At 64.8% G+C, this 23,566-nt stretch carries 21 protein-coding genes; 9 read left to right on the top strand and 12 right to left on the bottom strand.

Annotated elements, in window-relative coordinates; translation table 11 throughout:
- Positions 1–168 (top strand): HNH endonuclease (locus tag J7E83_RS21315; RefSeq protein WP_251044234.1); only part of this gene is annotated, 168 nt, incomplete at its 5' end.
- A gap of 225 nt (positions 169–393) precedes the next feature.
- Here J7E83_RS21315 and J7E83_RS20110 read toward each other — a convergent pair.
- Positions 394–1,230, bottom strand: coding sequence for a putative protein N(5)-glutamine methyltransferase (locus J7E83_RS20110; RefSeq protein ID WP_214965762.1), 837 nt, complete (start codon positions 1,228–1,230; stop codon positions 394–396).
- 213 nt (positions 1,231–1,443) lie between these two features.
- Between J7E83_RS20110 and J7E83_RS20105 the strand changes: the two genes are divergently transcribed.
- Positions 1,444–2,490 carry a beta-propeller fold lactonase family protein gene (locus tag J7E83_RS20105; protein WP_214965760.1) on the top strand — a complete coding sequence of 349 codons (1,047 nt, stop codon included), beginning with the start codon at positions 1,444–1,446 and terminating at the stop codon, positions 2,488–2,490.
- A 203-nt stretch (positions 2,491–2,693) separates the two neighbouring features.
- A complete protein-coding gene (locus J7E83_RS20100) occupies positions 2,694–5,735 on the top strand; it encodes an alpha-amylase family glycosyl hydrolase (RefSeq protein ID WP_214965772.1) in 3,042 nt (1,013 codons plus the stop codon).
- 89 nt (positions 5,736–5,824) lie between these two features.
- Here the strand turns inward: J7E83_RS20100 and J7E83_RS20095 are convergent, their stop codons facing one another.
- Together J7E83_RS20095 and malQ are read right to left on the bottom strand one after the other, a co-directional pair.
- A complete protein-coding gene (locus J7E83_RS20095; RefSeq protein ID WP_214965758.1) occupies positions 5,825–6,733 on the bottom strand; it encodes an SDR family oxidoreductase in 909 nt (302 codons plus the stop codon).
- Positions 6,734–6,758: 25 nt separating this feature from the next.
- Positions 6,759–8,999: a 4-alpha-glucanotransferase gene (gene malQ, locus J7E83_RS20090; RefSeq protein ID WP_214965755.1), complete on the bottom strand. Its 2,241-nt coding sequence runs from the start codon at positions 8,997–8,999 to the stop codon at positions 6,759–6,761.
- 446 nt (positions 9,000–9,445) lie between these two features.
- On the opposite strand from malQ, the gene J7E83_RS20085 reads away from it, so the two are divergent.
- A complete protein-coding gene (locus tag J7E83_RS20085; RefSeq protein WP_396020585.1) occupies positions 9,446–11,923 on the top strand; it encodes a GH32 C-terminal domain-containing protein in 2,478 nt (825 codons plus the stop codon).
- Between the two features lie 97 nt (positions 11,924–12,020).
- Here J7E83_RS20085 and J7E83_RS20080 read toward each other — a convergent pair whose 3' ends face one another.
- Together J7E83_RS20080 and J7E83_RS20075 are read right to left on the bottom strand one after the other, a co-directional pair.
- Positions 12,021–12,314 (bottom strand): putative quinol monooxygenase, encoded by a 294-nt coding sequence (locus tag J7E83_RS20080; RefSeq protein WP_214965751.1) that lies wholly within the window; start codon positions 12,312–12,314, stop codon positions 12,021–12,023.
- A 76-nt stretch (positions 12,315–12,390) separates the two neighbouring features.
- Positions 12,391–13,389 (bottom strand): LacI family DNA-binding transcriptional regulator, encoded by a 999-nt coding sequence (locus J7E83_RS20075; RefSeq protein WP_214965770.1) that lies wholly within the window; start codon positions 13,387–13,389, stop codon positions 12,391–12,393.
- Positions 13,390–13,554: 165 nt separating this feature from the next.
- Here J7E83_RS20075 and J7E83_RS20070 point away from each other — a divergent pair, with 165 nt between their 5' ends.
- The 4 genes from J7E83_RS20070 to J7E83_RS20055 all read left to right on the top strand — a co-directional run bounded on the left by J7E83_RS20070 (position 13,555) and on the right by J7E83_RS20055 (position 17,616).
- On the top strand, positions 13,555–14,673 hold the full coding sequence (locus J7E83_RS20070) for a substrate-binding domain-containing protein (protein WP_214965749.1): 1,119 nt from the start codon (positions 13,555–13,557) through the stop codon (positions 14,671–14,673).
- Between the two features lie 28 nt (positions 14,674–14,701).
- Complete coding sequence (locus tag J7E83_RS20065; protein WP_214965747.1) at positions 14,702–15,748, top strand: ABC transporter permease; 1,047 nt, start codon at positions 14,702–14,704, stop codon at positions 15,746–15,748.
- Positions 15,745–16,539 (top strand): ATP-binding cassette domain-containing protein, encoded by a 795-nt coding sequence (locus J7E83_RS20060; RefSeq protein ID WP_214965745.1) that lies wholly within the window; start codon positions 15,745–15,747, stop codon positions 16,537–16,539. The genes J7E83_RS20065 and J7E83_RS20060 overlap by 4 nt, the downstream gene beginning before the upstream one ends.
- 111 nt (positions 16,540–16,650) lie before the next feature.
- Positions 16,651–17,616 carry a carbohydrate kinase gene (locus J7E83_RS20055; RefSeq protein ID WP_214965768.1) on the top strand — a complete coding sequence of 322 codons (966 nt, stop codon included), beginning with the start codon at positions 16,651–16,653 and terminating at the stop codon, positions 17,614–17,616.
- A gap of 12 nt (positions 17,617–17,628) precedes the next feature.
- Here the strand turns inward: J7E83_RS20055 and J7E83_RS20050 are convergent, their stop codons facing one another.
- Both J7E83_RS20050 and J7E83_RS20045 read right to left on the bottom strand, forming a co-directional pair.
- Entirely contained in the window at positions 17,629–18,351 is a 723-nt protein-coding gene (locus J7E83_RS20050; RefSeq protein WP_214965743.1) for an AAA family ATPase, read from the bottom strand.
- 93 nt (positions 18,352–18,444) lie between these two features.
- The gene (locus J7E83_RS20045; RefSeq protein WP_214965741.1) at positions 18,445–19,197 is read right to left on the bottom strand and encodes a GAF and ANTAR domain-containing protein; all 753 of its coding nucleotides are present in this window, start codon (positions 19,195–19,197) and stop codon (positions 18,445–18,447) included.
- A 210-nt stretch (positions 19,198–19,407) separates the two neighbouring features.
- On the opposite strand from J7E83_RS20045, the gene J7E83_RS20040 reads away from it, so the two are divergent.
- Positions 19,408–19,857: a transferase gene (locus tag J7E83_RS20040; RefSeq protein ID WP_214965739.1), complete on the top strand. Its 450-nt coding sequence runs from the start codon at positions 19,408–19,410 to the stop codon at positions 19,855–19,857.
- Here J7E83_RS20040 and J7E83_RS20035 read toward each other — a convergent pair.
- Genes J7E83_RS20035 through ureE form a run of 5 tightly spaced genes read right to left on the bottom strand, consistent with a single transcriptional unit; the run spans position 19,778 to position 23,558 of the window.
- Positions 19,778–20,893, bottom strand: coding sequence for a HoxN/HupN/NixA family nickel/cobalt transporter (locus J7E83_RS20035; RefSeq protein WP_214965737.1), 1,116 nt, complete (start codon positions 20,891–20,893; stop codon positions 19,778–19,780). The two genes, J7E83_RS20040 and J7E83_RS20035, sit on opposite strands and share 80 nt — an antisense overlap.
- Positions 20,893–21,777 (bottom strand): urease accessory protein UreD, encoded by an 885-nt coding sequence (locus J7E83_RS20030; RefSeq protein ID WP_214965735.1) that lies wholly within the window; start codon positions 21,775–21,777, stop codon positions 20,893–20,895. Before J7E83_RS20030 ends, J7E83_RS20035 begins: the two co-directional genes overlap by 1 nt.
- On the bottom strand, positions 21,774–22,391 hold the full coding sequence (gene ureG / locus J7E83_RS20025) for an urease accessory protein UreG (RefSeq protein WP_214965724.1): 618 nt from the start codon (positions 22,389–22,391) through the stop codon (positions 21,774–21,776). The genes J7E83_RS20030 and ureG overlap by 4 nt, the downstream gene beginning before the upstream one ends.
- An 11-nt stretch (positions 22,392–22,402) precedes the next feature.
- Entirely contained in the window at positions 22,403–23,095 is a 693-nt protein-coding gene (locus tag J7E83_RS20020; RefSeq protein WP_214965722.1) for an urease accessory protein UreF, read from the bottom strand.
- Positions 23,076–23,558, bottom strand: a complete 483-nt coding sequence (gene ureE, locus J7E83_RS20015; RefSeq protein ID WP_214965715.1) for an urease accessory protein UreE — start codon at positions 23,556–23,558, stop codon at positions 23,076–23,078. The genes J7E83_RS20020 and ureE overlap by 20 nt, the downstream gene beginning before the upstream one ends.
- Between the last annotated feature and the right edge of the window lie 8 nt (positions 23,559–23,566).

Below are 23,566 nucleotides of genomic sequence, written 5' to 3'. Positions count from 1 at the left end.
AACGGCACACTCCTATGCCCAAACCACCACCACCTCATCCACAAAGAACAATGGACCATCAAAACCAACCAAGGCACCCCCTGGTACACACCCCCACCCCACATCGACCCCAACCAAAAACCCCAACAAAACCACTACTTCAAACCCCCACCCCCACCACTTCAATAACGCAGGTCAATAACGCCGGCCATGCAAATAACCGTGGCAAGCAAATACCCCACGCCGACGCGAAGCCCCACGCACATTCCCGCGCCCTCCCAAGACGGAGAAACCGGCCAGGAACCGCGCCATAACGTGGTCAGCGCGGCGGCACTAACGTGTAGGTATCGAGGATCGAAACCTCGAAGTGCGGCTCTTCAACCCGCAGCAAGTGACGCCTCTCAGCGACAGCGCCTAATATCCGGTGGTCCGAGCCTGACCAATGACCACGGTGCCGTCCAGGTCCTCCGAGCGAACGGTTGTGACGGAGAAGCCTGCAGCAGCCATGATCGAGGCCGTCCCGGCCGCCTGCCGCTCGCTGGTTTCGATGAGCAGATGCCCACCGGGAGCGAGCCATTCGGGGGCGCCCGCAGCAACCAGTCGATGAGACGCCAAACCATCCGAGTCGCCATCAAGCGCAATGCGGGATTCGTGCACCCGGGCTTCATGGGGCATCATGCTGATCGCTTCCGTGGGGACATACGGAGCGTTGACCGCCAGAAGCCGGACCCTGCCTAAGAGCCGAGGAGGAAGGGCAGCGTACATATCGCCTTCGTGCACCTGCCCTCCTACCGGGCCGACATTCCGGCCAGCGCACTTCACCGCTCTTGGGTCAATGTCCGCTGCATGGAGTTCGATCCCGCCAACCCGTCGGGCAAGCGCAGTACCCACTGCGCCGGAACCGCAACAAAGATCCACCACGACGGGTGCCGGGCGGCCGCCGTCGGAGTTCCCAAACAGCAGTGCGGCCGCCTCCTCTACCAGCAGTCCGGTGCGACGACGCGGAACAAAAACGCCCTTATCAACGGCAATCCGGAGCCCGCAGAACTCCGCCCAGCCGAGGATGTGCTCCAGTGGATAGCCGGCAACCCGGCGATCAACAAACTCCAGGAGTTCAACAGGGTTGGCTGCTGCGGCCAGAAGGAGTTGCGCCTCATCTTCGGCAAAAACGCAGCCGGCGGCGCGAAGACGGGCAACGGTGTCGAAGAAGGTGAAATCAATATCGGTGGGGGGTAATCCAGGAGCTGGCATGGGAACGCCTTTCGGTGAGCCGACGGGCACTCCGAGCGTCACTTAGGCCTTGGCGGCCGGACGGCAGGGTCTGGGAGTACCCGGAACTGATACTGCAGTAATGGGACTCACCTCCTTCTGCCATAGCTGGAAACTCCATGCTAACCGAAGCCGAAATCAACCACACGAGCCCAATCCAGCCGCGCGAACGCATTCATTGGCAGGATAGGAGCCATGACATCCTCTGCGCAGCAGCAACTGATCTGGACGGGCACCTACACTCCCGATGGCGGTGGCCGGGCGCATGGGATCGGTGCGATCTCGTCCGCCCCGGACGGGACACTCCAGTGGCTGGGTACCGCAGTCAAGGCGAATTCGCCGTCGTTCGTGGCCGTGCATCCCACCTTGCCGGTGGTCTATGCAGTCGGCGAGCCGGCCCAGACGGTCCAGGCCTACCGCCGCACAGGGGAATTCGGGCTGGAAGCGCTTGGGGACGCACAGCCCGCTGGCGATGCGGCGTGCCACGTGGCGGTCGATCCACTGGGGCGCTTCCTCACCGTGGCCTGCTGGGGAGACGGCCAGGTTTTGCTTTACGAACTGGACCACGACGGCGGGATGACGGGGCGGTTCCCGGCGCCACCGTCGGTTGATCCCCACGGCAGCATGACTCCGGGCGAGCCCCGCCAAAGCCGGGCCCACGCCAGCCTGATGCTGTCCGACGGCCGCATCATGACCACCGACTTGGGCCACGACACGCTGCGCGTCTGGCAGTACGAGCCAGGGGCCGGGCTCAACGCCGATCATGAGGTGGCCCTCCCCTTTGGCAGCGGCCCACGTCACCTGGTCCAGCACGCCAGTGGGAGTGTTTTTGTCGTCTCCGAGTACTCCATCGAGGTCTTTGTGGTCAGGGCAGACGCCGGGACTTTTGAGCTGATCAGCCGCGGCCCGGCAACTTCCGGTGGCAGCGTTCCGGACGATTCGGCCGCAGAGATCTGCCTCGGCCAGGACGGGAACCACGCCTACGTGGGGGTACGCGGCTCAAACCTGATCAGTGTTCTGCAGGTAACTCCGGATGGCTCGGCCCTGTCGCCGATACACGACTTCCCCAGCGGCGGGGACTGGCCCCGCCACCACCTGGTCCGTGGCCAGTGGCTCCATGTCGCGCACGAACGGTCTGATGACATTGCCACTTTCGCTTTACGCCCAGCCACGGGGCTTCCTGGGCCGCTCGTCCATACTCTCCATACGCCATCGCCCACCGTCCTGGTGCCCGCCGGTTAGCCTTCCCGAGGTTTCTTCAAAAGGTTGGAGAAATTGACTGCCGGCGCTTACAGTTGTGACTTGGTTCACAGCTGGCCTCCTCTGCGCCTCTGCCGGACCAAAACCTGCTCAGCAACGCCGCTACCAGGAAGGTCTCTCCTGACGTGAACTCCCGCACCCCTCAAGGCGCCACCCCACGCCTCAAAGCATCGCCTCCAACCACCATGGCCCACGCTGGCCGGGCCTTGTCCCGCACCGCGGCCGTTCTTCTGGCGGCCGCAGTCGCCGTCTCAGCAGCAGCACTCCCTGCGCAAGCCACGCCCGGACCTAAAGATCCTGTGTCGCCGTCGGCCTCCCACTCGCTCCGCGCCCCCGTAACGGATGAGAACTTCTACTTTGTCATGGCCGACCGGTTCAGCAACGGCAACAAAGCCAACGACGACGGCGGCCTGGGGGCGGACCCGATGGTTTCCGGCTTCGACCCCACTAAGAAGGGTTTCTACAACGGCGGCGACCTGGCCGGCCTGCTGGACAGGATCGACTACATCCAGGGCCTGGGAACCACGTCCATCTGGCTGACCCCGAGCTTCAAGAACAAGGCGGTGCAGCCCGAGGACAAGTCGGCCGGCTACCACGGCTACTGGGTCACGGACTTCACCCAAATTGATCCCCACCTGGGCACCAACGAGGAACTCAAGGCCCTCATCGACAAGGCTCACTCCCGCGGCATGAAGGTGTACTTCGACATCATCACCAACCACACAGCGGATGTGATCGGCTATGAGGAGGGCGCCCGCAAGGCCTACGTCTCCAAGGACGCAGAACCCTACAAGACGGCCAACGGCACCGAGTTCGATGACCGTGACTTCGCCGGGTCTAAGGACTTCCCCGCACTGGACGCCGCCACATCCTTCCCCTACAAGCCGGTCCTTGAACCGGGCGAAGAGAACCTGAAAGTCCCCGCCTGGCTGAACGATCCGACGCTGTACCACAACCGCGGCGACACCACCTTCGTGGGCGAGGACTCCTCCTACGGCGACTTTTTCGGTTTGGACGACCTCTTCACTGAACACCCGAAGGTGGTGGCCGGGATGGAGGACGTCTACAAATCATGGATCGGCGGGTTCGGCGTGGACGGCTTCCGCATCGACACCATGAAGCACGTGAACAACGAGTTCTGGCAGGAGTTCGGCCCGGATGTCCTGAGCTACGCCAAGGCGCAGGGCAAGGACGAGTTCTTTATGTTCGGCGAAGTCTTTGACACCACCAAGAGCTTCACCTCGCAGTTCACCACCCGTAACGAGATGCAAGCTGTGCTGGACTTTCCGTTCCAGGACGCCGCCCGCAACTTCGCCTCCAAGGGTCAGGACACCCGGGCTTTGGAGTCCTTCTTTGCAGGCGACGACTGGTACACGGACGCCGATTCGAACGTCTACCAGCTGCCCACCTTCCTGGGGAACCACGACATGGGCCGCATCGGCAGCTTCATCGCCGCAGACAATCCGGGATCAACCGACACCGAGAAAGTGGTCCGCGACCAGCTGGCCCACGAACTGATGTACTTCTCACGCGGCAACCCGGTGATCTACTACGGCGACGAGCAGGGCTTCACCGGTCCCGGCGGAGACCAGGACGCCCGGCAGACCCTCTTCGCCAGCCAGGTTCCGGAGTACCTCGACGACGACCTGCTGGGCACCGACGCCACGCACGCCACCGACAACTTCAACCCCGGCCACCCCCTGTACGCCAAAATCAGCCAGCTCGCCGCCCTGACCAAGGAAAACCCCGCCCTGCGCGACGGCGCCCACCAGCACCGTTACGCGTCCGAAGGCCCCGGCATTTACGCCTTCTCCCGGACCGATGCTGAGGACCAGCGGGAATACGTGGTGGCCCTGAACAACAGCGAACAGGAGCAGACGGCCGAGGTTCCCACATACATCGCGAAGCGCAGCTACTCGCTCATCTATGGAGGCGCGGCCAGCGACATTAAGACTTCCGCAGAAGGCAAACTGGCAGTCACCGTTCCGCCGCTTTCGGCCGTCGTGTACAAATCCTCAGGCCGCATCCCACACTCCAAGGCAGCGCCCGCCGTCGTCCTCCAGAATCCTGCCGCAGCTCCGGAAGACAACGGGCGTGTTAAGGTGACGGCCGACGTCGGCGGTACTTCGTTTTACGAGGTCACCTTTGAGGCCAGGACTGCCGGAGGAGGCTGGGAGCCGATCGGGACTGATGACAATGCCCCGTACCAGGTGTTCCACGATGTGGCCGCCCTGGACGCCGGCACCGCACTGGAATACCGTGCGACCGTGTTGGACAACGGCGGCCACACAGCCACCAGCCAGTCCAGGAGCGCGGCGGTTCCGGCCCCGGTCCTGACCATGCAGAAGCCTCTGGAAGGCAGCAGCGTGGAGGGAGCTGTGGAGCTCAGTGCCACCGCCGATCCGGAGAAGGCCAGCCACGTGGTGTCCTTCGAACGCAGCGTTGCTGGCGGCGACTGGACGGCCGTGGGCACGGATGATTCGTCCCCCGTGTACTCAGCGACGGACAACCTAACAGCCCTGGACCTCCCGGACGGGACCAAGGTGCAGTACCGCGCCACCATGAGCGGCACCGGGTTCAACGTGGTCAGCCAACCGCGGACCGTAACCGTGGGCGCGGCGCCGCAGCCGGACTCGGTAACGGTTGCGGGAAGCTTGAACCTGCAGATGGGGTGCGCTGAGTGGGATCCGGCCTGCCCGCAGGCCCGGATGACCTTGGACCCGGCGGACAACATCTGGCGTCTCACCGTTGCCATGCCGGCCGGGCATTACGAGTACAAGGCCGCGCTCAATGGCAGCTGGGATGAGAACTACGGCGCCGACGGGGTCCTCAACGGGAACAACATCGTCCTTGACCACCCCGGAGGACCGGTCACGTTCCGCTACGACAACCGCACGCATGTCCTGGGTCCCGTTTACGCGTCCCAGCAGCCGCAAGCCGTGGCCGCCGCCGGAAGCCTTGACATGGCACTCGGCTGCGCTGCCGACTGGGATCCAGCATGCGGCCAGGCCCAGTTGACGCTTGATCCGGCGGATCTGGTGTGGAAGCTGTCCGTTCCGGCCCTGCCGGCAGGCACATATGAGTTCAAGGCGGCGCTGAACCGCGGCTGGACGGAGAACTACGGCGCCAACGGCGTGCCGAACGGGGCCAACATCGTTTACAACCACGACGGCGGCCCAGTCATGTTCCGGTACGACCACTTCACTCACCTCATCACCACCCATTAACCGCAACGTGGGGTCACATCGCGCCCATCGCTAGGCTTCCGATGGGCGCGATGTGACCCCGCGTTGTTGTGGTGCAGACCGTAGGTGACCTACCGGCGGACGGGGTGGCCCAGGCCTTCAACCAGCCTGGCAAGAGCGTCCTCTGCTGCGGGCGGTGGCCCGAAGACCTCCCGCTGGCGGGTGGTGTCCGCAACGTAGCCGCCGGTCTCGAACCAATCGATCATCGCGGACAGATCCTTGGCCATCGGGTTGAGCGGGGCGAGCAATGTCGAGGCAGCGCGGAGGACGCCGGCGGGGACGGACCGGACCCTGATTCGCGCTCCCAGGAGGCGCCCGGAAATGTCGGCGATGTCCTGCATGGACAGCGGCCGGTCCATGCCGATGTCCACCCGCTGCCCCTCCACTCCCGGTGCATCGACGGCAGCGGCAAGGTAGCTGGCGAGGTCAGCGGTGAGCACAAAAGTCAGAGGAGTGCTGGCTGACCCGAACCACATGAGCTTGCGCTTCCTGAAAGGATCGCCGCCGAACCGTGTGACCTGGTCCAGGAACGCGCCGGGGCGCAGTGCCACAAAAGGGACACCCAGTTCTTCCAGCCGGTCTTCGGTGAGCTTCTTATGCCAGAAGTGCGGAACCTGCGGGGTCTGGTCACACGTCAGGATGCTGGTGAGCACGAACCTGCGGACCCCGGCGCGGCCAGCCGCCTCCACGAGGTTGGTGTTTCCCACAGTGTCGATCTCGGAGCTGTCCCCCTTGCTGTGCCTTGTATAGCCGGCCGCCGACGTGATGACGGAGTCGGCACCGTCCATGGCGCGCGATAGCGAATCGGGGTCCATCATGTCTCCGCGGGCAATCGCCACCCCTGCGGCCTCGAGCCGGGTGGCATCGGAGCCAGGCCTCACGAGTGCCCGCACCTGCTTCCCCCGCCCGAGCAGTTGGCTGACCACTTGGCCACCCACCATCCCGGTTCCGCCGACCACCAGTACAGGTCCGTCGCTCATGATCTGGTCCTTTCCGCGCCCCTTGTCAGCGGCCCAAAGCTTCCTGTACAGCCGCCAGCAGCGAGTTGAAACGCGCGTTCCCGGGAAGGTCGTCCAGGAAGACCGCCTTGCCGTCCGGACCACCCAGCGGCACTTGCCAGTTCGGATAGAGCGCCTCGGTGGTGCCGGGCTGGTTCTGCACGCGCCGTTCGCCCACTGCATCAACCAGGGCAACACCCAGCAAGACCGACGGCGACTGGGCCAGCAGGCGGTGCAGCGCCTCTATCGTGCGCTCCTCGCTGCCCAGTTCGTCCAGGGCAGCACCAGCGCCGTCGGGAAGGAGTCCGCGCTCGCGCAGCAGCCCCATCATCTTCTCCAAGGTGGCCATGTGGCCTTCCCGCTCATCCTCCTCCGACCGTTCCAGCAGGCCAAGACGGCTGCGCAGCGCCACGTGGTCGCCGGCGAGATAACCTGCGGTCGGCGGCAAGTCGTGGGTGTTGACGCTCGCGAGCGCCTGAGTGCGGTACCTCTCGGGCGGGAGGGGCGAATCGCCGTCGTTCTCGAACCAGAGGATGGAGGTGCCAAGGATGCCCCGCGCGGCAAGGTAATCACGCACCCAGGGCTCAAAGGTGCCAAGGTCCTCGCCGATCACCACGGCACCGGCGCGTTGCGCCTCCAGCGCCAGGATGCCGATTAGTGCCTCGTGGTCGTACCGGACGTAGGCGCCGTCCCGCGGGGAGTTTCCGGTAGGCACCCACCAGAGCCGGAACAGGCCAAGGACGTGGTCCACGCGGATCCCTCCTGCGTGCCGAAGCACCGTGGACAGCATGTTGCGGAACGGTGCATAACCGGCCTCTGCCAGGCGCCCCGGATGCCAGGGCGGCTGGTTCCAGTCCTGGCCCAGCTGGTTGTACATGTCCGGCGGGGCGCCCACGCTGATGCCGGGCGCCAGGACACCGCGCAGAGTCCAGGCATCGGCGCTGCTGAGATCGACGCCCACGGCGAGGTCGTGCACCACGCCCAGCCGCATGCCGGCCCGGCGCGCCGCCTGCTGGGCATTCTCCAGCTGTTCGTCGCAGATCCACTGCAGCCAGCGGTGGAAGCCGATCCGGTCCGCGAGCTTCTCCCGCAAGGACTCGGCCTCGGCGGATCCCAGGGCGCAGTCCGGGTCCGTCCAGAGCGGGTCCTCCGGCGCGAGGTCCTCCCGGATGGCGGACCAGAGGGCAAAATCATCCAGCCCGGAACCGGAGATCCTGCAGAAATGCTCGAACGCCGCCTGCCGGGTGGGCGATCGTTTGGCGTGGTACAGGAGCTCCAGGGCCTGGAGCTTCGCGGCATATACGGAGTTCCTGTCCAGCCTTTCCCCGTTTCGGTTCAGGCCCTGCACCTGCTCCACCAGCTTGTCCACAGTGGCACGCCGTCGCGGCTTGAGGTACGCCAGCTCGGGGATGTCCTCCACCCGGATGTAGAGCGGGTTAAAGAAGCGCCGGGTGGATGGCGAATACGGCGAGGGTTGTACAGGCGGAACAGGCTCTGCCGCGTGCAGCGGGTTCACCAGGATGTAGTCCGCTCCCCGTGCGCCGCTCAGCGTGGCCAGGTCCGCGAGGTCGGCGAAATCACCGATCCCCCAGGACCGTTTGGACCGCACCGAATAGAGCTGGGTGGCCAGGCCCCAGCCGCGGCGCTCCTCCAGCGGTTGGGCTGTGGTCAGGCGCGCCGGCACCACCACCAGCGTTCCGTGTGCGGAAATCCCCTCGGACTCTGCGTGCAGGGTATGCCAGCCAAGCGGCAGCCCCTGTGGCAACGCGAAGGTCGCCCGGCCTGTGGGTATCCCGTCCACGTCCTGCGGCGGCACCCAGACATCCTGCTGGGTTGCCTCCAGCCGCTGGTCCGGGCCCGTTCCCGCTTCCAGCTCAACGCTCAGCCGAGCCGTGGCGCCGTCGCGCACATGCACGGGAACCTGCGCCGGTTCACCCTCCTGAACCACGACGGCGGGAGGCAGCATCCGCCGCCAGGGCGCCAGTTCCGCCTCGGCGAGGGCAGCTTCGATCAGCTGATTGGTGTGGGCCGCGACCCCCAGGGCGGCAAGCACTTTGATCAGGGTCTCCTCCGCAACACTGTGCGGCAGGCCGTCCCAGCCCTGGAACGTTGTGCCCACTCCGTAGGCATCGGCCAGCCGCTGGAGCAGATGCTGATCAACGGAGCCCTGACCTGCCGCGTCAACGTCGCCGGGAGAAGCTGCCGGCGTGTCGGAAGATTGCGCCTGCTGCTGGTCTGGAGCCTTCATGGATGTCCGCCTCGTCTGGTGTGATGGGCTTGAACCTACACTGCTGCCTGTTGCCCGGAGACCTTCCAGGCCCCGGGCAAACTGTTGGTTCCGATTATTGCAGGGCCACCGCGGGGATGCTCCCGTCCATTGACTTGTCTTGTGGACATCACTTAGCGTTCCTGGCACTGACAACGTTGTCTATGCAATAGGCACGCGCAATGAAGGGCGACCTCAACGATATGCAAACCAATAGATCCCGGACAGGCCGGGCGTGTTCCGCGCTCACCCTGGCCGGTCTCAGCCTGGCCGCCGCACTCCTGGGCGCCGGCCCGGCGTCGTCCGCTGCGGCAGCGAACAACGCTGCAACAGGCGCCATCACAGCCGACGCCGTCACACCCGGCGCGCCCGCTACGGGCGAGGAGCAGTACCGGCCGGCCATCCACTACACGCCCAAGCAGAACTGGATGAACGATCCCAATGGGATGGTCTTCCACAAGGGCCTCTATCACCTGTACTACCAGCACAACCCTTCCGGAAACACGTGGGGGAACATGTCCTGGGGCCATGCAACGTCAACCGACCTCACCCACTGGGAAGACCAGCCGCTGGCCATCCCCACGGACGACCAGCAGGACATCTTCTCCGGGAGCGTCGTGGTGGACAAGGACAACACCTCGGGCTTCGGGACCACCGAAAACCCGCCCCTGGTGGCCGTCTTCACCAGCGCCTACAAGGAAGCTTCGCCCTACAGGGGCCTGCAGGCACAATCGCTCGCCTACAGCCTGGACGACGGCCAGACCTGGACCAAGTACAGTGCCAATCCCGTCCTGAACCGGAACTCCGCCAACTTCCGCGATCCGAAGGTCTTCTGGTACGCCTCCTCCGGCGGGGGCGGCTACTGGGTGATGGCCGCCGTCGAAGCCACCGATCACAAGGTCCTGCTGTACAAGTCCGCCAACCTCAAGGAATGGTCGCAGCTGAGCGAGTTCGGGCCAGCCAACGGAACCGGGGGTCTGTGGGAGTGCCCCGACCTGTTCCCCTTGGCGGTGGACGGCGATGCCGGCAACGTCAAGTGGGTCATGGTGGTCAACATCAACCCCGGCGGCGTGGCCGGCGGCTCTGCAGGGCAGTATTTCGTGGGCAGCTTCGATGGGACCACCTTCACGTCCGATTCCACCAAGCCCAGTGATGCCCTGCCGGCCGGAACGCCCCTGGCGGGCTTCAACGACGGCACCTACAACGGCTGGACGGTGAACAACGAACCGGGGAATTGGAAGAACGGGCCGTTCGGCGACGCCCCGGCGTCCGGTGCGCTGCCCGGCCAGAACACAGTGACTGGCTTCGCGGGGGCCGGGCTGGTCAATTCCTTCAATGACGGCGACTGGCCGCTGGGTTCGTTGAACTCCCCGCAGTTCACCGTGACCAGCGACTACCTCAACTTCCTGGTGGGGGGTGGCCAGCACCCGCGCGTGTCGGACAAGCTGGACAACACGCCGCCGCCCGGCGACCTCCTGTTCAGCGGCTTCGAAGTTCCGGACGGCACCACCCTGGCCGGCGCCGGCTGGACCGGAACCGGGGACCTGGCCCCTGTCTACCAGCCGGCTACCTCCGGCGGTGATTTCTACATCGGCGCCAAGCGGATCAACACGTTCGAAACGGGCGGCGCTCCCGGCGACGACAGGCAGGGAACCATGACGTCGCCGTCGTTCACGGTGTCCCGGAACTTCATGAGCATGCTGGTGGGCGGTGGCCACCGCACCGCGGACTCCGGGCAGCTCCTCGAGGTTCAACTTCTCGTTGACGGCACCGTGGTGCGCAGGTTGGCGGGAGACGACGCCGGCCAGCTGAACTGGAAGGGCTGGGACGTCACGGAGTTCGCTGGGCGCACCGCCCAATTGCGGGTTGTGGACCAGGCCACCGGCGGCTGGGGCCACCTGACGCTGGACCACGTGATGTTGACGGACCAGGCGGCTGTTCCCCGGTCAGAGGAAACCACTGTGAACCTGGTCGTGGACGGCCAGGTGGTCCGCACGGCCACCGGCGCCAACAGCGAGGTCCTGGACTGGGCGTCCTGGAACGTCGCTGAGTTCAAGGGACGGCAGGCCAGCATCAAGGTGGTGGACAACAACCGCTTTGGCTGGGGCCATATCCTGGCAGATGAGTTCGTGGCCTCGGCCGCGCCTGCCACACCGCGGCTGCAGACCTATGACTGGCTGGACTACGGCCGGGACTACTACGCGTCCGTGTCCTTTGGAAACATGCCAGAGGACAAGCGCATCATGCTGGGCTGGATGAACAACTGGGACTACGCGAATACCATTCCCACCTCGCCCTGGCGCAGCGCCATGTCCCTGCCGCGGGAGGTTGGACTCACCCAGACGGCGTCCGGCCCCCGGCTGACCCAGCAGGCCGTCAAGCAGGTGGACAACCTGGGAGCGAAGGTGAGTTACGCCGAGAAGCGGGCACGGTCCATCGCCCCGGGCACCGTTGCCCTGCCGGCAGCGGCATCCGGCCAGGTGCAGAGGATCGATGTCACGTTCGCGCCGGGCACGGCGGCCAAATCCGGAATCACGGTACTGGGGAACGGGACGACGTCAACCGTCGTTGGGTACGACAGGGCTGCCGGTGAGGTGTACGTGGACAGGCGCAACTCAGGCGACACGAGTTTCCACCCGCTGTTCACCTCGGTCGACTCGGCTCCCGTCGCCCCTGACGCCAACGGCAACGTGACTCTGCGCATCTACCTTGACCGGTCCTCGGTGGAGGTCTTCGCACAGGGCGGCCTTCGGACCATCACGGACCAGGTGTTTCCCGGACCCGGAGCCAGCCAGGTGGCGCTCTTTGCCGACGGTGGAACGGCACAGCTGAAGTCGATTACGGTCACTCCGCTGGCCCAGTCCATGTTCACCACCTTGGCGAAGCCCGTTAAGGACCGCCGGTAGTTACCGCCGCCCCTGGACGTCCTGGGTTTGTCCGCGGTTCCTTGCCTTCAAGGTTCGGAATCGCGGACAAACCTGGGAATGGCGTGGGTGCGGCGCGTCAGTCGACCGGCCGGAGCCAGGTCAGCACTGAGCCGTCCCCTTCGATGTGGTCCGCGAGTTCCCCGTTGAACCGTGCGCCGTAATCCGCGCTGATGTGCTCCTGGAAGGCAGCGTCATCTTCGTAAACCTCGAAGACGAAGTACTCACGGGGATTCGTTTCCCGCGTGTAGGGCAGGAAAAGCTGGTTGCCCGGTTCCCGGCGTACGTGTTCGGTCAGTTCGCGCATCATCTCCGCAACCCGGGCTTCGCTGCCGGGCTTGACGGTGAATTCCGCGTAGAGCGTTTTGGTCATGGTTTCCCCTCGTTGTTGATTGGGCTGGTTGCTGAAAACACGTGTGGTCGAAAATGGTGGCGGCTGAGAGGCTTGCTCAGGGAACCGGAGGAAGCTCCCCTGAGCCGCGCTGGATAAGTTCGGACGGAACAACGTAGGTCTGCGCCGGGCTGCCGTCGCCGTCAATCCTTGCCAGCAGCCGCTCGGCAGCGAGCTTTCCGATCCGCTCAGGGTGCTGGGCGATCACGGTGACGCCCGGGTCCATCATGTCCGCCAGTGTGAAGTCGTCAAACCCCACCAATGCCACGCGGCGGCTGGCTCCGAGCTCCTTCAGTGCACGCATGGCGCCGAACGTGATGAGGTTCTGGCTGGAGAAAATGGCCGATGGCGGATCGTCGGCCGTGAGCAGTTCAAGCGCCGCCAGGCGGGCTGACTCCTCGTTATGCAGGCCCTCGCGCACGGGCACGTTGGACGTCGCGATCCCGGCCCTGCCAAGTTCCTCCATGAAGCCCCGCCTGCGCTCGCGGGCGGTCTGGATATCAGTGCGGTCGCCCAGATAGGCAAGTTTTGTGTGGCCGTGCGTAATGAGGTGGCCCGCTGCCCTTCCCGCTCCGACGGCGTTGTCCGTCACCACGGCGTCCGCCTCGATACCCACAGGCTCGCGGTCAATAAACACCATGGGCAGGTCGCGCGAATGCTCCGGGATGACGTAGGCCTGGCTCTTGGCAATGGGGGTAAGGACCAGCCCGTCCACGCGCCGGCCAAGAAATGCCGCCACAAGGGACTTTTCGCGTTCGGGGTCATCGTCCAGGCTGGCGGCAAAGACAGCAATGCCCCGCGCCGTCAGGGTGTCTTCCAGAGCCCGGTGGATTTCGCTGCTGAAGGGGTTGGCCACGCTCGGCAACAGGAGTCCGATGGAGAGGGTCTGGCGGCCGGTGCGCCTCAGGCTCCCTGCGGCCATATCCAGCTGGTAATTGAGCTGCTGCGAGGCGCCGAGGACCCGCTGGCGCGTGGCCTCGGAGACGCCGGGTTCGTCGTTTATCACGCGGGAAACGGTCTTGATGCCCACTCCTGCAAGGGCGGCGACATGCCGCATCGTGGGCCGGCTCTTCCCGGGGTCCGCTTGGTAACGATTAGACATCGTTGTCATAACTTCGTCCTTCATCTTCGAATCTATGTTGACTCTACCTTGTGACGCTGATTACATGATCACTGACATCGTTGTCAGGCACCGGATGTGCCACGAAAACCAGGAGATTCAATGTTGACTTCCAAAGCCCCGCGCACCATCGCCCAGCGACTGCTCGCCGTGGGTGCAGTCCTGACCCTCGGCTCGCTCAGCCTCACAGCGTGCGGGGGAAGTACCACAGCCAACTCGGCAGCGGGAAGCTCATCCGGTGAGAAGGTGGGCGTGTCCCTGATCGTGAAGACGACGTCGAACCCGTTCTTCGTCTCCATGCAGGACGGCGCCAAGAAGGCTGCCGAAGCAGATGGTGTGGACCTCAAGCTGGCTGCAGGCAAGGCCGACGGAGATGAGGACACCCAGATCCAGGCCATCGAGAACGCCATCTCCAAGGGTGACAAGGGCATCCTGATCACGCCGAACGGCCCCTCCGTGGTGGACGCCCTGAAGAAGGCAAAGGACGCTGGCCTCTTCGTGATCGCACTGGATACCCCGCCGGACCCCGCAGACGCTGCGGACATCACGTTCGCCACCGACAACTTCGCGGCCGGCCAGCTGATCGGTAAGTGGACAGCCACCCAGCTCGCCGGCAAAAAGGCCACCATCGCCCTGCTGGATCTGTTTGACGACAAGCTCGTCTCAGTAGACTACAACCGCGACCAGGGCTTCCTGACGGGACTCGGCATCGCGACCGCTGACCCCAAGAAGAACGGTGACGAGGCCAAAACCGGCAAGTACACCGGAGGCAAGGGCGGCGAGTACGAGATCGTCGGCAGCCAGGCCTCCCAGGGTAACGAGGACGGGGGCCGTACTGGCATGGAGACCCTCATGTCCAAGAACCCGAACATCAATGTCGTCTACACCATCAATGAGCCCGCAGCCGCCGGCGCTTACGAAGCCCTGAAATCGGCCGGCAAGGAAAAAGACGTCCTGATCGTCTCCATCGACGGCGGCTGCGCGGGGGTCAACAACGTCAAGTCCGGCGTCATCGGTGCGACGGCCCAGCAGTACCCGGTCAAGATGGCCGAAATGGGCGTCAAGGCAATCGTTGAACTCGCCAAGACCGGCAAGAAGCCCGCCAACTCCGAAGGCCTGGACTTCTTCAACACTGGAGTGGAGCTTGTCACGGACACCCCCGCCGACGGCGTCAAGAGCATCACCACCTCCGAAGCCAGCAAGATCTGCTGGGGCAAGTAAAAGGGATTAGAGGATTTCAGGAGTGAACGTGACCCAGCAACAGACAGCAGGCCCGCCCGCGGCCGGGCAGGCAGACCTGGCCGAGGAATTCCTCGACCGCCAGACACCGCTTAGCCGGATCCGCAATATCCTGCACCGGTACCCCGCCCTCAGTCCCGCCATCGTGCTGCTCGTCGCAGTGGTGGTATTTGGTCTCCTCAATGACCGGTTCCTCCGGTTTGAGAACCTCTCCCTGATTACCCAGCAGGTTTCCGTCGTGGGCACCCTGGCGATCGCCCAGACGCTCATCATCCTTACTGCGGGCATCGACCTGTCCGTTGGCGCGGTCATGATCCTCGCCTCCATGGTGGTGGCACAACTGTCAGTCAGCAATGGCATTCCCGGACCGCTGGCACTCCTCGTCGGCCTGGTAGTGGGGCTGGGCGCGGGCGCGCTGAATGGCTTCCTAGTCACCAGGTTCCGGCTGCCACCGTTCATCGTGACGTTGGGAACCCTGAACATCTTCGTCGCCCTCACGCTGCTCTATTCGGGCGGATCCACGGTACGGGGCTCCAATATGCCGGGGCTGCTCACCTGGATGGGCAGCACGTTCCCCATAGGGCCGGTCCGCATCTCCACCGGCGTTGTCATGATGATCTTGCTGTACATTGCCATGGCGTTCATCCTCGGCAAGACCGCCTGGGGCAGGCACGTCTACGCTGTCGGAGACGACAAGGAAGCCGCCCGCCTGGCAGGAATCCCGGTTAACCGCGTCCTCATGAGCGTGTACCTCGCTTCGGGGGCGGTGCTGGCGATCGGTGCATGGATCCAGATCGGACGGACGAACGCAGCCAGCCCCAACGCAGGTGTGGATCTGAACCTGGACTCCATCACCGCCGTCGTGATCGGCGGGACCAGCCTCTTCGGCGGCCGCGGCTCCATCTGGGGCTCCCTTCTGGGTGCGCTCATCGTCGGCGTCTTCCGCAACGGGCTCTCACTCGCCGGACTGGATGTCCTCTACCAGACCCTCGCCGTGGGCGTCCTCATCATCCTCGCTGTGTCCATCGACCAGTGGATCCGAAAGGTGAAATCATGACCGCCATGCACGTGGAGCCCACAGGAACAGCAGTCCGTCAGCCCATCCTGCAGGCCCGGAACCTCGTCAAGACCTTCGGCCGCGTCGTGGGCCTGGATGGTGTCAGCCTGGACCTCTACCCTGGTGAAGTCCTGGCAATCATTGGGGACAACGGCGCGGGAAAGTCCACGCTGATCAAGTGCCTTACCGGCGCCGAAATCCCGGACTCCGGCGAGCTGATGGTGTCCGGGCAACCGGTCCACTTCAAACGCCCGCAGGACGCCCGCCTCCACGGGATCGAAACGGTCTACCAGAACCTCGCGGTCTCGCCGGCTTTGGACGTCGCTTCCAACCTCTTCCTTGGCAGGGAGGAACGCCTTGCCGGGCCGCTGGGCAAGATCTTCCGTGTCCTTGATACGAAAGGGATGCGCCGCAAGGCCAAGGAGGAGCTGAGCCGGCTGGGCATCTCCACGCTCCAGGACGTGACAGTTCCGGTGGAGAACCTTTCCGGCGGCCAGCGCCAGGCTGTCGCCGTGGCCCGCGCAGCGGCGTTCGGCTCCAAGGTGGTTGTGCTGGACGAGCCGACGGCGGCGCTCGGCGTCCGGGAATCGAACCAGGTCCTGCAGTTGGTCCGGGACCTCAGGGACCGGGGACTGCCCGTCATCCTCATCAGCCACAACATGCCCCACGTGTTTGATGTTGCGGACAGGATCCACATCCAGCGCCTGGGCAAATGCGCGGCAACCATCACGCCGGAATCACATTCGATGACCGACGCAGTGGCCATCATGACGGGTGCCGCCACAGCCTGACCGGCTCCTTGTAAGAACACCTTCCCTCCCGACGCCGTCCGCGGGCCTGCACCAGGCCCGCGGACGGCTCCATGAAAGGCCCAGCCCGTGTCCAAGAACTCTCCCAAACCCATGCCGGCAGCCACTGCCGACGTCATTGTCATCGGTGAAGCGCTGGTAGACGTTGTCACCTCCGCCCAGGGCACCATCGAGCATCCGGGCGGATCGCCGATGAACGTCGCCTACGGCCTGGGCCGGCTGGGCGTCACAACCGCCCTGCTGACGTCACTCGGGGACGACGCGCGGGGAGCGGCGATCGAACGCCACCTCCGGAGTGCCGGCGTCGACCTCCTGCCCGGCTCAAGGTCGACCGGCCGCACGGCCTCCGCCACCGCCACTCTCGCCGCAGACGGTTCTGCCAGCTACCAATTCGACATCAGCTGGGAGCTTGCGCCGGTGGCCCCCGCGTCCCTTCCCAAGGTCCTCCACACGGGATCCATCGCAACCTTCCTCTCCCCGGGTGCCGCCGTGGTGAAGGCGCTCCTGGAGCAGTCGCACCGCGAATGCATGGTCACCTACGATCCCAACGTCCGGCCGGCCCTCCTGGGGAGTCAGGCCGAGGCCCGCTCCATTTTTGAGGATCTCGTTCCGCTCACCGACGTGGTCAAACTCAGCGACGAGGACGCTGCCTGGCTTTACGCGGATCTTGGGCTCGAGGACGCCGCGGCCCGGATCCTCCGGCTGGGGGCTGGGCTGGCCGTTGTTACGCGCGGCTCGGAAGGTTCACTGCTTGCCACGCCGGCCACGACGCTGCACATCCCCTCCGTCAAGTCAGTAGTGGCAGATACCATCGGTGCCGGCGATTCCTACATGGCCGCACTGATCTACGGGCTGCTGGCACGCAAAACTGAAGGACTGGGGCGCGGCACCCTTGAAAATCTCGGCCGGACGGCGGCTAAAGCGGCGGCGATCACGGTCCGGCGCCCTGGCGCCAACCCGCCCACGGCTGCGGAGCTGATGGCAGAACTGCCCGACGCCGGTTCCCAGGAAGGGGCCCAGGCCGAGGCAGGCAAGGCAGCGGCCGCCGTCGCCGGCTGAAAAGGCTACCGATCAGAGGTGCCTGAGGTATCTCTGGGGAGAGTCCATGAAGGAGCGCCAGTTCCTCACCAGGTCCAGGCCTTCCCACTCTCGCTGCCGCAAACCCCACGGACCAACCTCCAATATCCGTGCACCCGGAAGTGCAGCCAGAACCGGCGAGTGCGTGGACATGATGACCTGCGATTTCCCGCTCGCCAGGAGATCCTTCAGGACGGCAAGGAGGCTGAGGCAGCCGGCGAAGGACAATGCTGATTCGGGTTCGTCGAGCACCCACAGGCCATCGCCGCGGAAGCGGTCTACCGCGAGCCCAAGGAACGATTCGCCGTGGGACATGTCATGGAAAGGGATGTCGGGGAGGTACGTGCTCGGGTTCGCTTCCAGGTACGTGAAGAAGCCGTGCATGGTCTCGGCTCGAAGGAAGTACCCGCGCCTGGTGGTTCCCGCGTTCCGGACGAGCTGCAGGTGGTCCGCCAGCCCGGATTCCGATGGACGGGTGCTGTGGCGGGCGCCAGTTGACCCGCCTTCCGGGGACAGCCCGTACGCTTCAGCAATGGCTTCCACCAGCGTGGACTTGCCCGATCCGTTTTCCCCCACCAGGACGGTGGCCGCGGTCAGTTCGAGGCCCTCGTCGAGCAACTGCGCCACCGGCGGCAGGACTGCCGGCCACCGGGCCCGGTCCAGGACATGTGCCGGGTGCTCGGTCAGCCGCCGGATGGGATAGTCACGCAGGGGCATGTGGCCATTCTTGCAGTTTGGGCCGAAGCCCCCTGGGTAGTGCCGCCGTCGGACGTTTCCGACGGCGCTCCGCTGCCTCCCGGCACCTGCTCCCTATTCGTCGAAGTAGGTGGTGGCTGTTCCCGTTCCTGAAATATCGGATACGACGCGGGCAGCGACTTCGTTGAGCTTGATATTTTGGGTATTGGAGACGTGCAGCAGGACCTTGAAGGCCGTGTTCTGGCTGCAGCGGTTCTTGGCCATGATGGCACCCGTGGCAAGGTCGATGACCGTACGGGACTTCATTGCCGCCTTCATGTCGTCCCTGGTTTCCTGTAACTGGCCCAGCCTCAAGGCGAGCTGCAGACCCTTGGACGCCTGCCCGGCGAAGGTTTCCGCTCTTGCAATGGCCTGCCCGCTGAAGGCGTGAGGCTGCTCGCTGTACAGGTTCAGGACCGCCTGGCTGGGCTTCTCCAGAGGCAGCGGAACACCGACAACAGACAGGATCCCCAGCCCTTTGGCCGCCTGGACATAAGCGGGCCAGCGCTTCTCCAGCCTCAGATCGGGGACCAGCACGGGCACCGTGTCCCGCATCACCGTCAGGCATGGCCCGTCGTCGTATTGGTGCTGCAACTGGTCCATCAGCCGGGCACACGGGCTGCTGCTGGCCGTGGTGGTGGTCTTCTTCTTCCTGAAGACGGAAATCCCGCAGGACACCGTCCGTCCGGGATCGCTGAGCCGGGCCGCAGAGTACACGGCCAGATCGCCCAGGAACCCCTCAACTTCAGGGCTTCCCAACACCAGATCCTGAAGGTATTGGGCAACATCAGTAAAAACTTCATGCTCTGAGACTTCGGCAGCTACCATGGTTCCCCCCTGAACACACAGCATGGCTGAAAGAGCTTTACCAGCCAGGCCTGGCCGCCTATTGCAAAGACGGTGACCACAGTTTACCCCGGTCGGTCCCAAGGCAGAATGGGCAGCGATGGCCGGGCGTGGATTCGGGAATCCGTGAGTCCCCTCAGCCGTTAACATTTATGCGCGGGCAACTCCGCCGCGCCTTGGATAAGGAACGGAATGAGCAGGAAGTTTGAATCAGTAGAGGACGACGCCGGCAAGGTCACCCGCTACCTGCGGCACTCCAATGGAGGAGGACTGGTCGGGCCAGGAGCGGACGTCGCTGAAAGCGCCCGTATCGGTTCCATGACCTACGTGGAGACCGGTGCACGTATCGGTCCCGGCTCCCGGGTGGGGCATGGAAGCTGGATTGACCGTGAGGCACACGTTGGTGACCGGACCGTAATCGGCGACGGCGTCTATGTAGGCCACGGTTCTGTCATTGGCAACCGCGTCCATATCGGCAGCCATTCCCGGATCGGAGCCGGTGCCACGATCGGCCACGGGTCGCATCTGCATGCGGATACCACTGTGCCCGAGCGCGGTCGTATCACCGCAAAAACAAGCCGCCTGCGCCACGACGCCGCGGAGAACCGTCCCCGGAAACCGCATCGCCGCCTGGCCGCCTAGGTCTGGCGCCGCGTTGCTGGAAAAGGGCGGCCACGCCCCACACCGCCAGCAGCAGCGCAACCAGCAGCAGTCCCGCGTCGCCCAGGTCGACGGCGCCTGCCCAGCTGGTCAGTGGATCCTCAAGCCCGAACGCGGCTTTGACGAATCCGGCCAGCGTGATCACCGCGATGAACAGTGCGGACAGGGCCGAGATGCCGGTAACCACGGCATTGAAGCCCAGCCTCCGCCGCGGATTGTCCAGCGCGGAGCGGTACATCCGCATCATCGCCACGCCGTTGAGCGAATCGCACAGGGTCATGGCAGCCGTGAAAGCCAGTGGCAGTGCAGCCAGGGCGAGTGGCGAGACGCCAGCCAGCGAGGCCGCCGTCGTCATCACCAGCAGCCCGATGGTGGTGGCGGTGTCAAAACCCAGCCCGAACAGGAAGCCGATCAGGTAGATGTGGCGCGGCCGGCGCACTCGGCTCAGGGGCTTGGTCAGCAGGCGTGCCACAAAGCCTTTCGCTTCGAGGTCTTCGACGGCGATGCTGCCGCCGGCGCGCGCGCTCCGGTACACTCGCACCGTCTGCATAAAGGCGGAGCCGTTAAACATGCCCATTGCCAGCAGGAACAGCCCCGACACCCCGCTCCCGATCAGCCCAAGCGCCAGGTTCCCGGCCGAGCCTTCCTGCATGAACTGCCCCACCACTGTGGCACCGGCAACCACCAGGACGCCGGCCAGGATCACCACCGAGCTGTGCCCCAGGCTGAACGCGAAGCCCACACTCACCGGATCCTGCCGCTGGGCCACGAACTTGCGCGTGGAGTTGTCGATCGCGGCGAGATGGTCCCAGTCGTAGCTGTGCTTGACGCCGGCGAGATAGGCGGTCAGCACCAGTCCCAGCGCCAGCGGCTGGCTGCTCCCCCTCCCTGCTAGGAGAAGTACGACGGCGGCGGCGTGCAAGGCGCCCACAGCACCGAAAGTGAACAGCAGGCGTGTCCGCAGCGGCAACGTTTCCCGCTGGCGATACATCACGGCGAACTGGGTGAGCGTGGTCATCAGTACTTCCTCAGATCCAGTGGTTCCTGCCCGTGCCAGCGTTCCCGGAGCAGGGCCGTGCAGGCGCCCAGAATGCGGTGCAGTTCTCCCGTGCTGTTGGACAACGAGCGCAACACCAGCCCGGTGGTTCCGGACACAGTCCGCGTCAGCGAGATCCCGGTGTAGGCATCGTGACCGGCGGTCAGCGCATGGAGTTCATCGGCGAGCGCCTGGTCCACCCGGGCATCAACGACCAGCAACGACCCCAGGTGGCTGAAGCCCTCCATGAATCCCATGCCGGTGACATCGTTGAGGGGCGGCCGGATCAGGAGGTTGTCGAGGGCCAGCAGCGTCGGCTCCGGGCATCGGCCCCCTTCCACGCGGATTTCGTTCCGGAGCCGCAACTCCTCATATCGGAACGATGCGCCATCCGGCGACCAGCCCGGGGTTACCACCTCAGCCATGACCAGGCTCGACGACGGACGCACCGTGATGGAGGTATTCTGCCGGTAGCTCGCCTCCCGGTAGGCGATGAGCTGATCCGGCAACAACTCCAACCGCGCCCCCTCCCCCAGCCGGAGAGTCATCCGCTGCTCGGCAAAAGACCCCGGAGTCCGGTAAACCTTGGTCGCGGACTGGGTAGTGAGCAACAGGTCAGCCCCATCGCCCACTTCCACATCCAGGACAAAGAGATCCGCCCCCAGATAGGCCCCGCCAGGATTCACAACCACATAACAAACCTGCCCAGACTCATCCAGGTAGTGCGGCCGCAATATTCTCAAAGCGCCCTGATGAAACTGCCGAGATGCCACAGACCGCCCGCCACGTTCGGTGATGAACAGGTCAAGTTGTCCCATCGGCGAAACGATGACAGCAGGACCCTCAGCGACCGCCGCCGTGGTCATGAAGCCAGGTCGAGCATCAGGACGTCGCGCCGAAGCCAGTCGATGACGGCGTCAAGGCCCTCGTCCGTTTTGAGGTTGGTGAAGCAGAACGGCTTGGCGCCGCGGAATTCCTTGGAGTCCCGTTCCATGACGGAGAGATCCGCGCCGACGTGGGGTGCCAGGTCGGTCTTGTTGATAATGAAGAGGTCGGACTTGATCATGCCCTGGCCTGCTTTGCGGGGGATTTTCTCGCCCTGGGCCACGTCGATGATGTAGATGGAGAAGTCCACCAGTTCGGGGCTGAACGTAGCGGAGAGGTTGTCGCCGCCGGACTCCACGAAGATCACCTGCAAGTCAGGGTGCCGCGCCTTGAGTTCGGCGATGGCGGCCGTGTTCATCGACGTGTCCTCGCGGATGGCGGTGTGGGGGCAGCCGCCCGTTTCCACTCCGATGATCCGGTCCACGGGCAGGATGCCGTTGGCGGCCAGGATCTTGGCGTCCTCGATGGTGTAGATGTCGTTGGTGATCGCGGCCATTGAGATCTCGCGGCTCATGTGGCGGGTGAGCCGTTCCACCAGTTGGGTTTTACCGGCGCCCACCGGGCCGCCGATGCCGATCTTGACGGGTTCAGACATGTTTCCTCCTGCTAGCTCATGAACATACGGGCGCGCTGACGCTCGTGCCGCATTTGCGAAATTTCCAGTCCGGGGCTGACCGCCCCGAAGTCGTCCGGCGCGAGGTGACCGATCTGCACGACGGCGGCAGCGACGCCGTCGGACGCGTCCCGCAGCAGCCGCTGGCCGGCATTCTGCCCCAGCGGGATGGCCCGGACGGCGTTCTGGGTCAGCGAGGTGACTGCGGCGAACAAGTAAGCGGCGAGCGCCTCAGCAAGCGGAACGCCCAGTGAACGGGCGACGACGGCAAAAGCCAGCGGCTGATGGCCTGCGGCCCGGCCTGACGCCACGAGCTCCCGGTACAGTTCCAGCTCCGCGGAAGGGAACACCTCCGAGCCGATCTCGATCAGCCGGGTCCCCATCTTGATGCTGGCCTCCCGCACCTGCCGCGGCAGTAACTGCGCCGACAGCAGCGCATCCAGGTGACCAACGGCCCAGCCTTCGTACAGGAAGCGAATGGCAAGCCCGTCGGAGTACGTCAGCGGCTGGGAGATGAACGCACCCAACCAAACCCCAAACGACTCTTCGTCACGTACCAAACCCCGGTCGATATACGTCTCAAAGCCCAGCGAGTGGGCAAACGCCCCGGTCGGAAGCGCGGAGTCAGTCAGCTGCTGCAGTGCGAGCTGGTAACCGGGCAAGGGATTAGTGGCTATGTTCGGCATGGCGGAAGGGGACGGGCAGAACGCGTTCCTGGCGGCCGTAGGGCACGCCGACATGTTTAAGGTAGTCCTCGACGGTGTGGTCGTACTGGCACACCATGACCTCGGCACCGTACTCCGAGGACGCGTCGAAGAACTGTGCCTGCAGGTGCCGGTTGCCCAGGGAGTGCGCCACCATGCCCATCTCGTAGACCGACGTAGGCGCAATGACCAGAACGTCCGTGGGGAGGACGGACACCACGATCATGTTGGTTTCGGCCAGGTGCAGGATGTCGCCGTCGCGCAGGTCACCGGATCCCGACGGAAGCCGGATGCCGATCTCCTTGCCATGGTCCGTGGTGACGCGCTGGATGCGTTTGACCAGCTGAGCGCTGGGCAGCACCACTTTCTCCTGATGCAATCCGGCGTACTGAGCCGAACCTGAAGGCAGTTCGTGCAGGTTGCCGAGGATCTTTTCGATGATCACGTTCAGCT

Origin of the sequence: Arthrobacter sp. ISL-48, from assembly GCF_018613805.1 — a bacterium.
Taxonomy (GTDB): Bacteria; Actinomycetota; Actinomycetes; order Actinomycetales; family Micrococcaceae; genus Arthrobacter.
The sequence above is the reverse complement of the archived record's forward strand: the minus strand, read 5'-3'. Positions and strand labels throughout refer to the sequence as shown.

Excerpts from the sequence above, each read along its gene's own strand:
- J7E83_RS20100 (WP_214965772.1), top strand. The coding sequence starts at position 2,694 with ATGGCCCACGCTGGCCGGGCCTTGTCCCGCACCGCGGCCGTTCTTCTG.
- J7E83_RS20060 (WP_214965745.1), top strand. The coding sequence starts at position 15,745 with ATGACCGCCATGCACGTGGAGCCCACAGGAACAGCAGTCCGTCAGCCC.
- J7E83_RS20030 (WP_214965735.1), bottom strand. The coding sequence starts at position 21,777 with ATGACCACGGCGGCGGTCGCTGAGGGTCCTGCTGTCATCGTTTCGCCG.
- J7E83_RS20020 (WP_214965722.1), bottom strand. The coding sequence starts at position 23,095 with ATGCCGAACATAGCCACTAATCCCTTGCCCGGTTACCAGCTCGCACTG.
- J7E83_RS20040 (WP_214965739.1), top strand. The coding sequence starts at position 19,408 with ATGAGCAGGAAGTTTGAATCAGTAGAGGACGACGCCGGCAAGGTCACC.
- J7E83_RS20095 (WP_214965758.1), bottom strand. The coding sequence starts at position 6,733 with ATGAGCGACGGACCTGTACTGGTGGTCGGCGGAACCGGGATGGTGGGT.
- J7E83_RS20080 (WP_214965751.1), bottom strand. The coding sequence starts at position 12,314 with ATGACCAAAACGCTCTACGCGGAATTCACCGTCAAGCCCGGCAGCGAA.
- malQ (WP_214965755.1), bottom strand. The coding sequence starts at position 8,999 with ATGAAGGCTCCAGACCAGCAGCAGGCGCAATCTTCCGACACGCCGGCA.
- J7E83_RS20035 (WP_214965737.1), bottom strand. The coding sequence starts at position 20,893 with ATGACCACGCTCACCCAGTTCGCCGTGATGTATCGCCAGCGGGAAACG.
- J7E83_RS20055 (WP_214965768.1), top strand. The coding sequence starts at position 16,651 with ATGCCGGCAGCCACTGCCGACGTCATTGTCATCGGTGAAGCGCTGGTA.
- J7E83_RS20105 (WP_214965760.1), top strand. The coding sequence starts at position 1,444 with ATGACATCCTCTGCGCAGCAGCAACTGATCTGGACGGGCACCTACACT.
- J7E83_RS20075 (WP_214965770.1), bottom strand. The coding sequence starts at position 13,389 with ATGCGGCATGTCGCCGCCCTTGCAGGAGTGGGCATCAAGACCGTTTCC.
- J7E83_RS20050 (WP_214965743.1), bottom strand. The coding sequence starts at position 18,351 with ATGCCCCTGCGTGACTATCCCATCCGGCGGCTGACCGAGCACCCGGCA.
- J7E83_RS20045 (WP_214965741.1), bottom strand. The coding sequence starts at position 19,197 with ATGGTAGCTGCCGAAGTCTCAGAGCATGAAGTTTTTACTGATGTTGCC.
- J7E83_RS20110 (WP_214965762.1), bottom strand. The coding sequence starts at position 1,230 with ATGCCAGCTCCTGGATTACCCCCCACCGATATTGATTTCACCTTCTTC.
- ureG (WP_214965724.1), bottom strand. The coding sequence starts at position 22,391 with ATGTCTGAACCCGTCAAGATCGGCATCGGCGGCCCGGTGGGCGCCGGT.
- J7E83_RS20070 (WP_214965749.1), top strand. The coding sequence starts at position 13,555 with ATGTTGACTTCCAAAGCCCCGCGCACCATCGCCCAGCGACTGCTCGCC.
- J7E83_RS20085 (WP_396020585.1), top strand. The coding sequence starts at position 9,446 with ATGAACGATCCCAATGGGATGGTCTTCCACAAGGGCCTCTATCACCTG.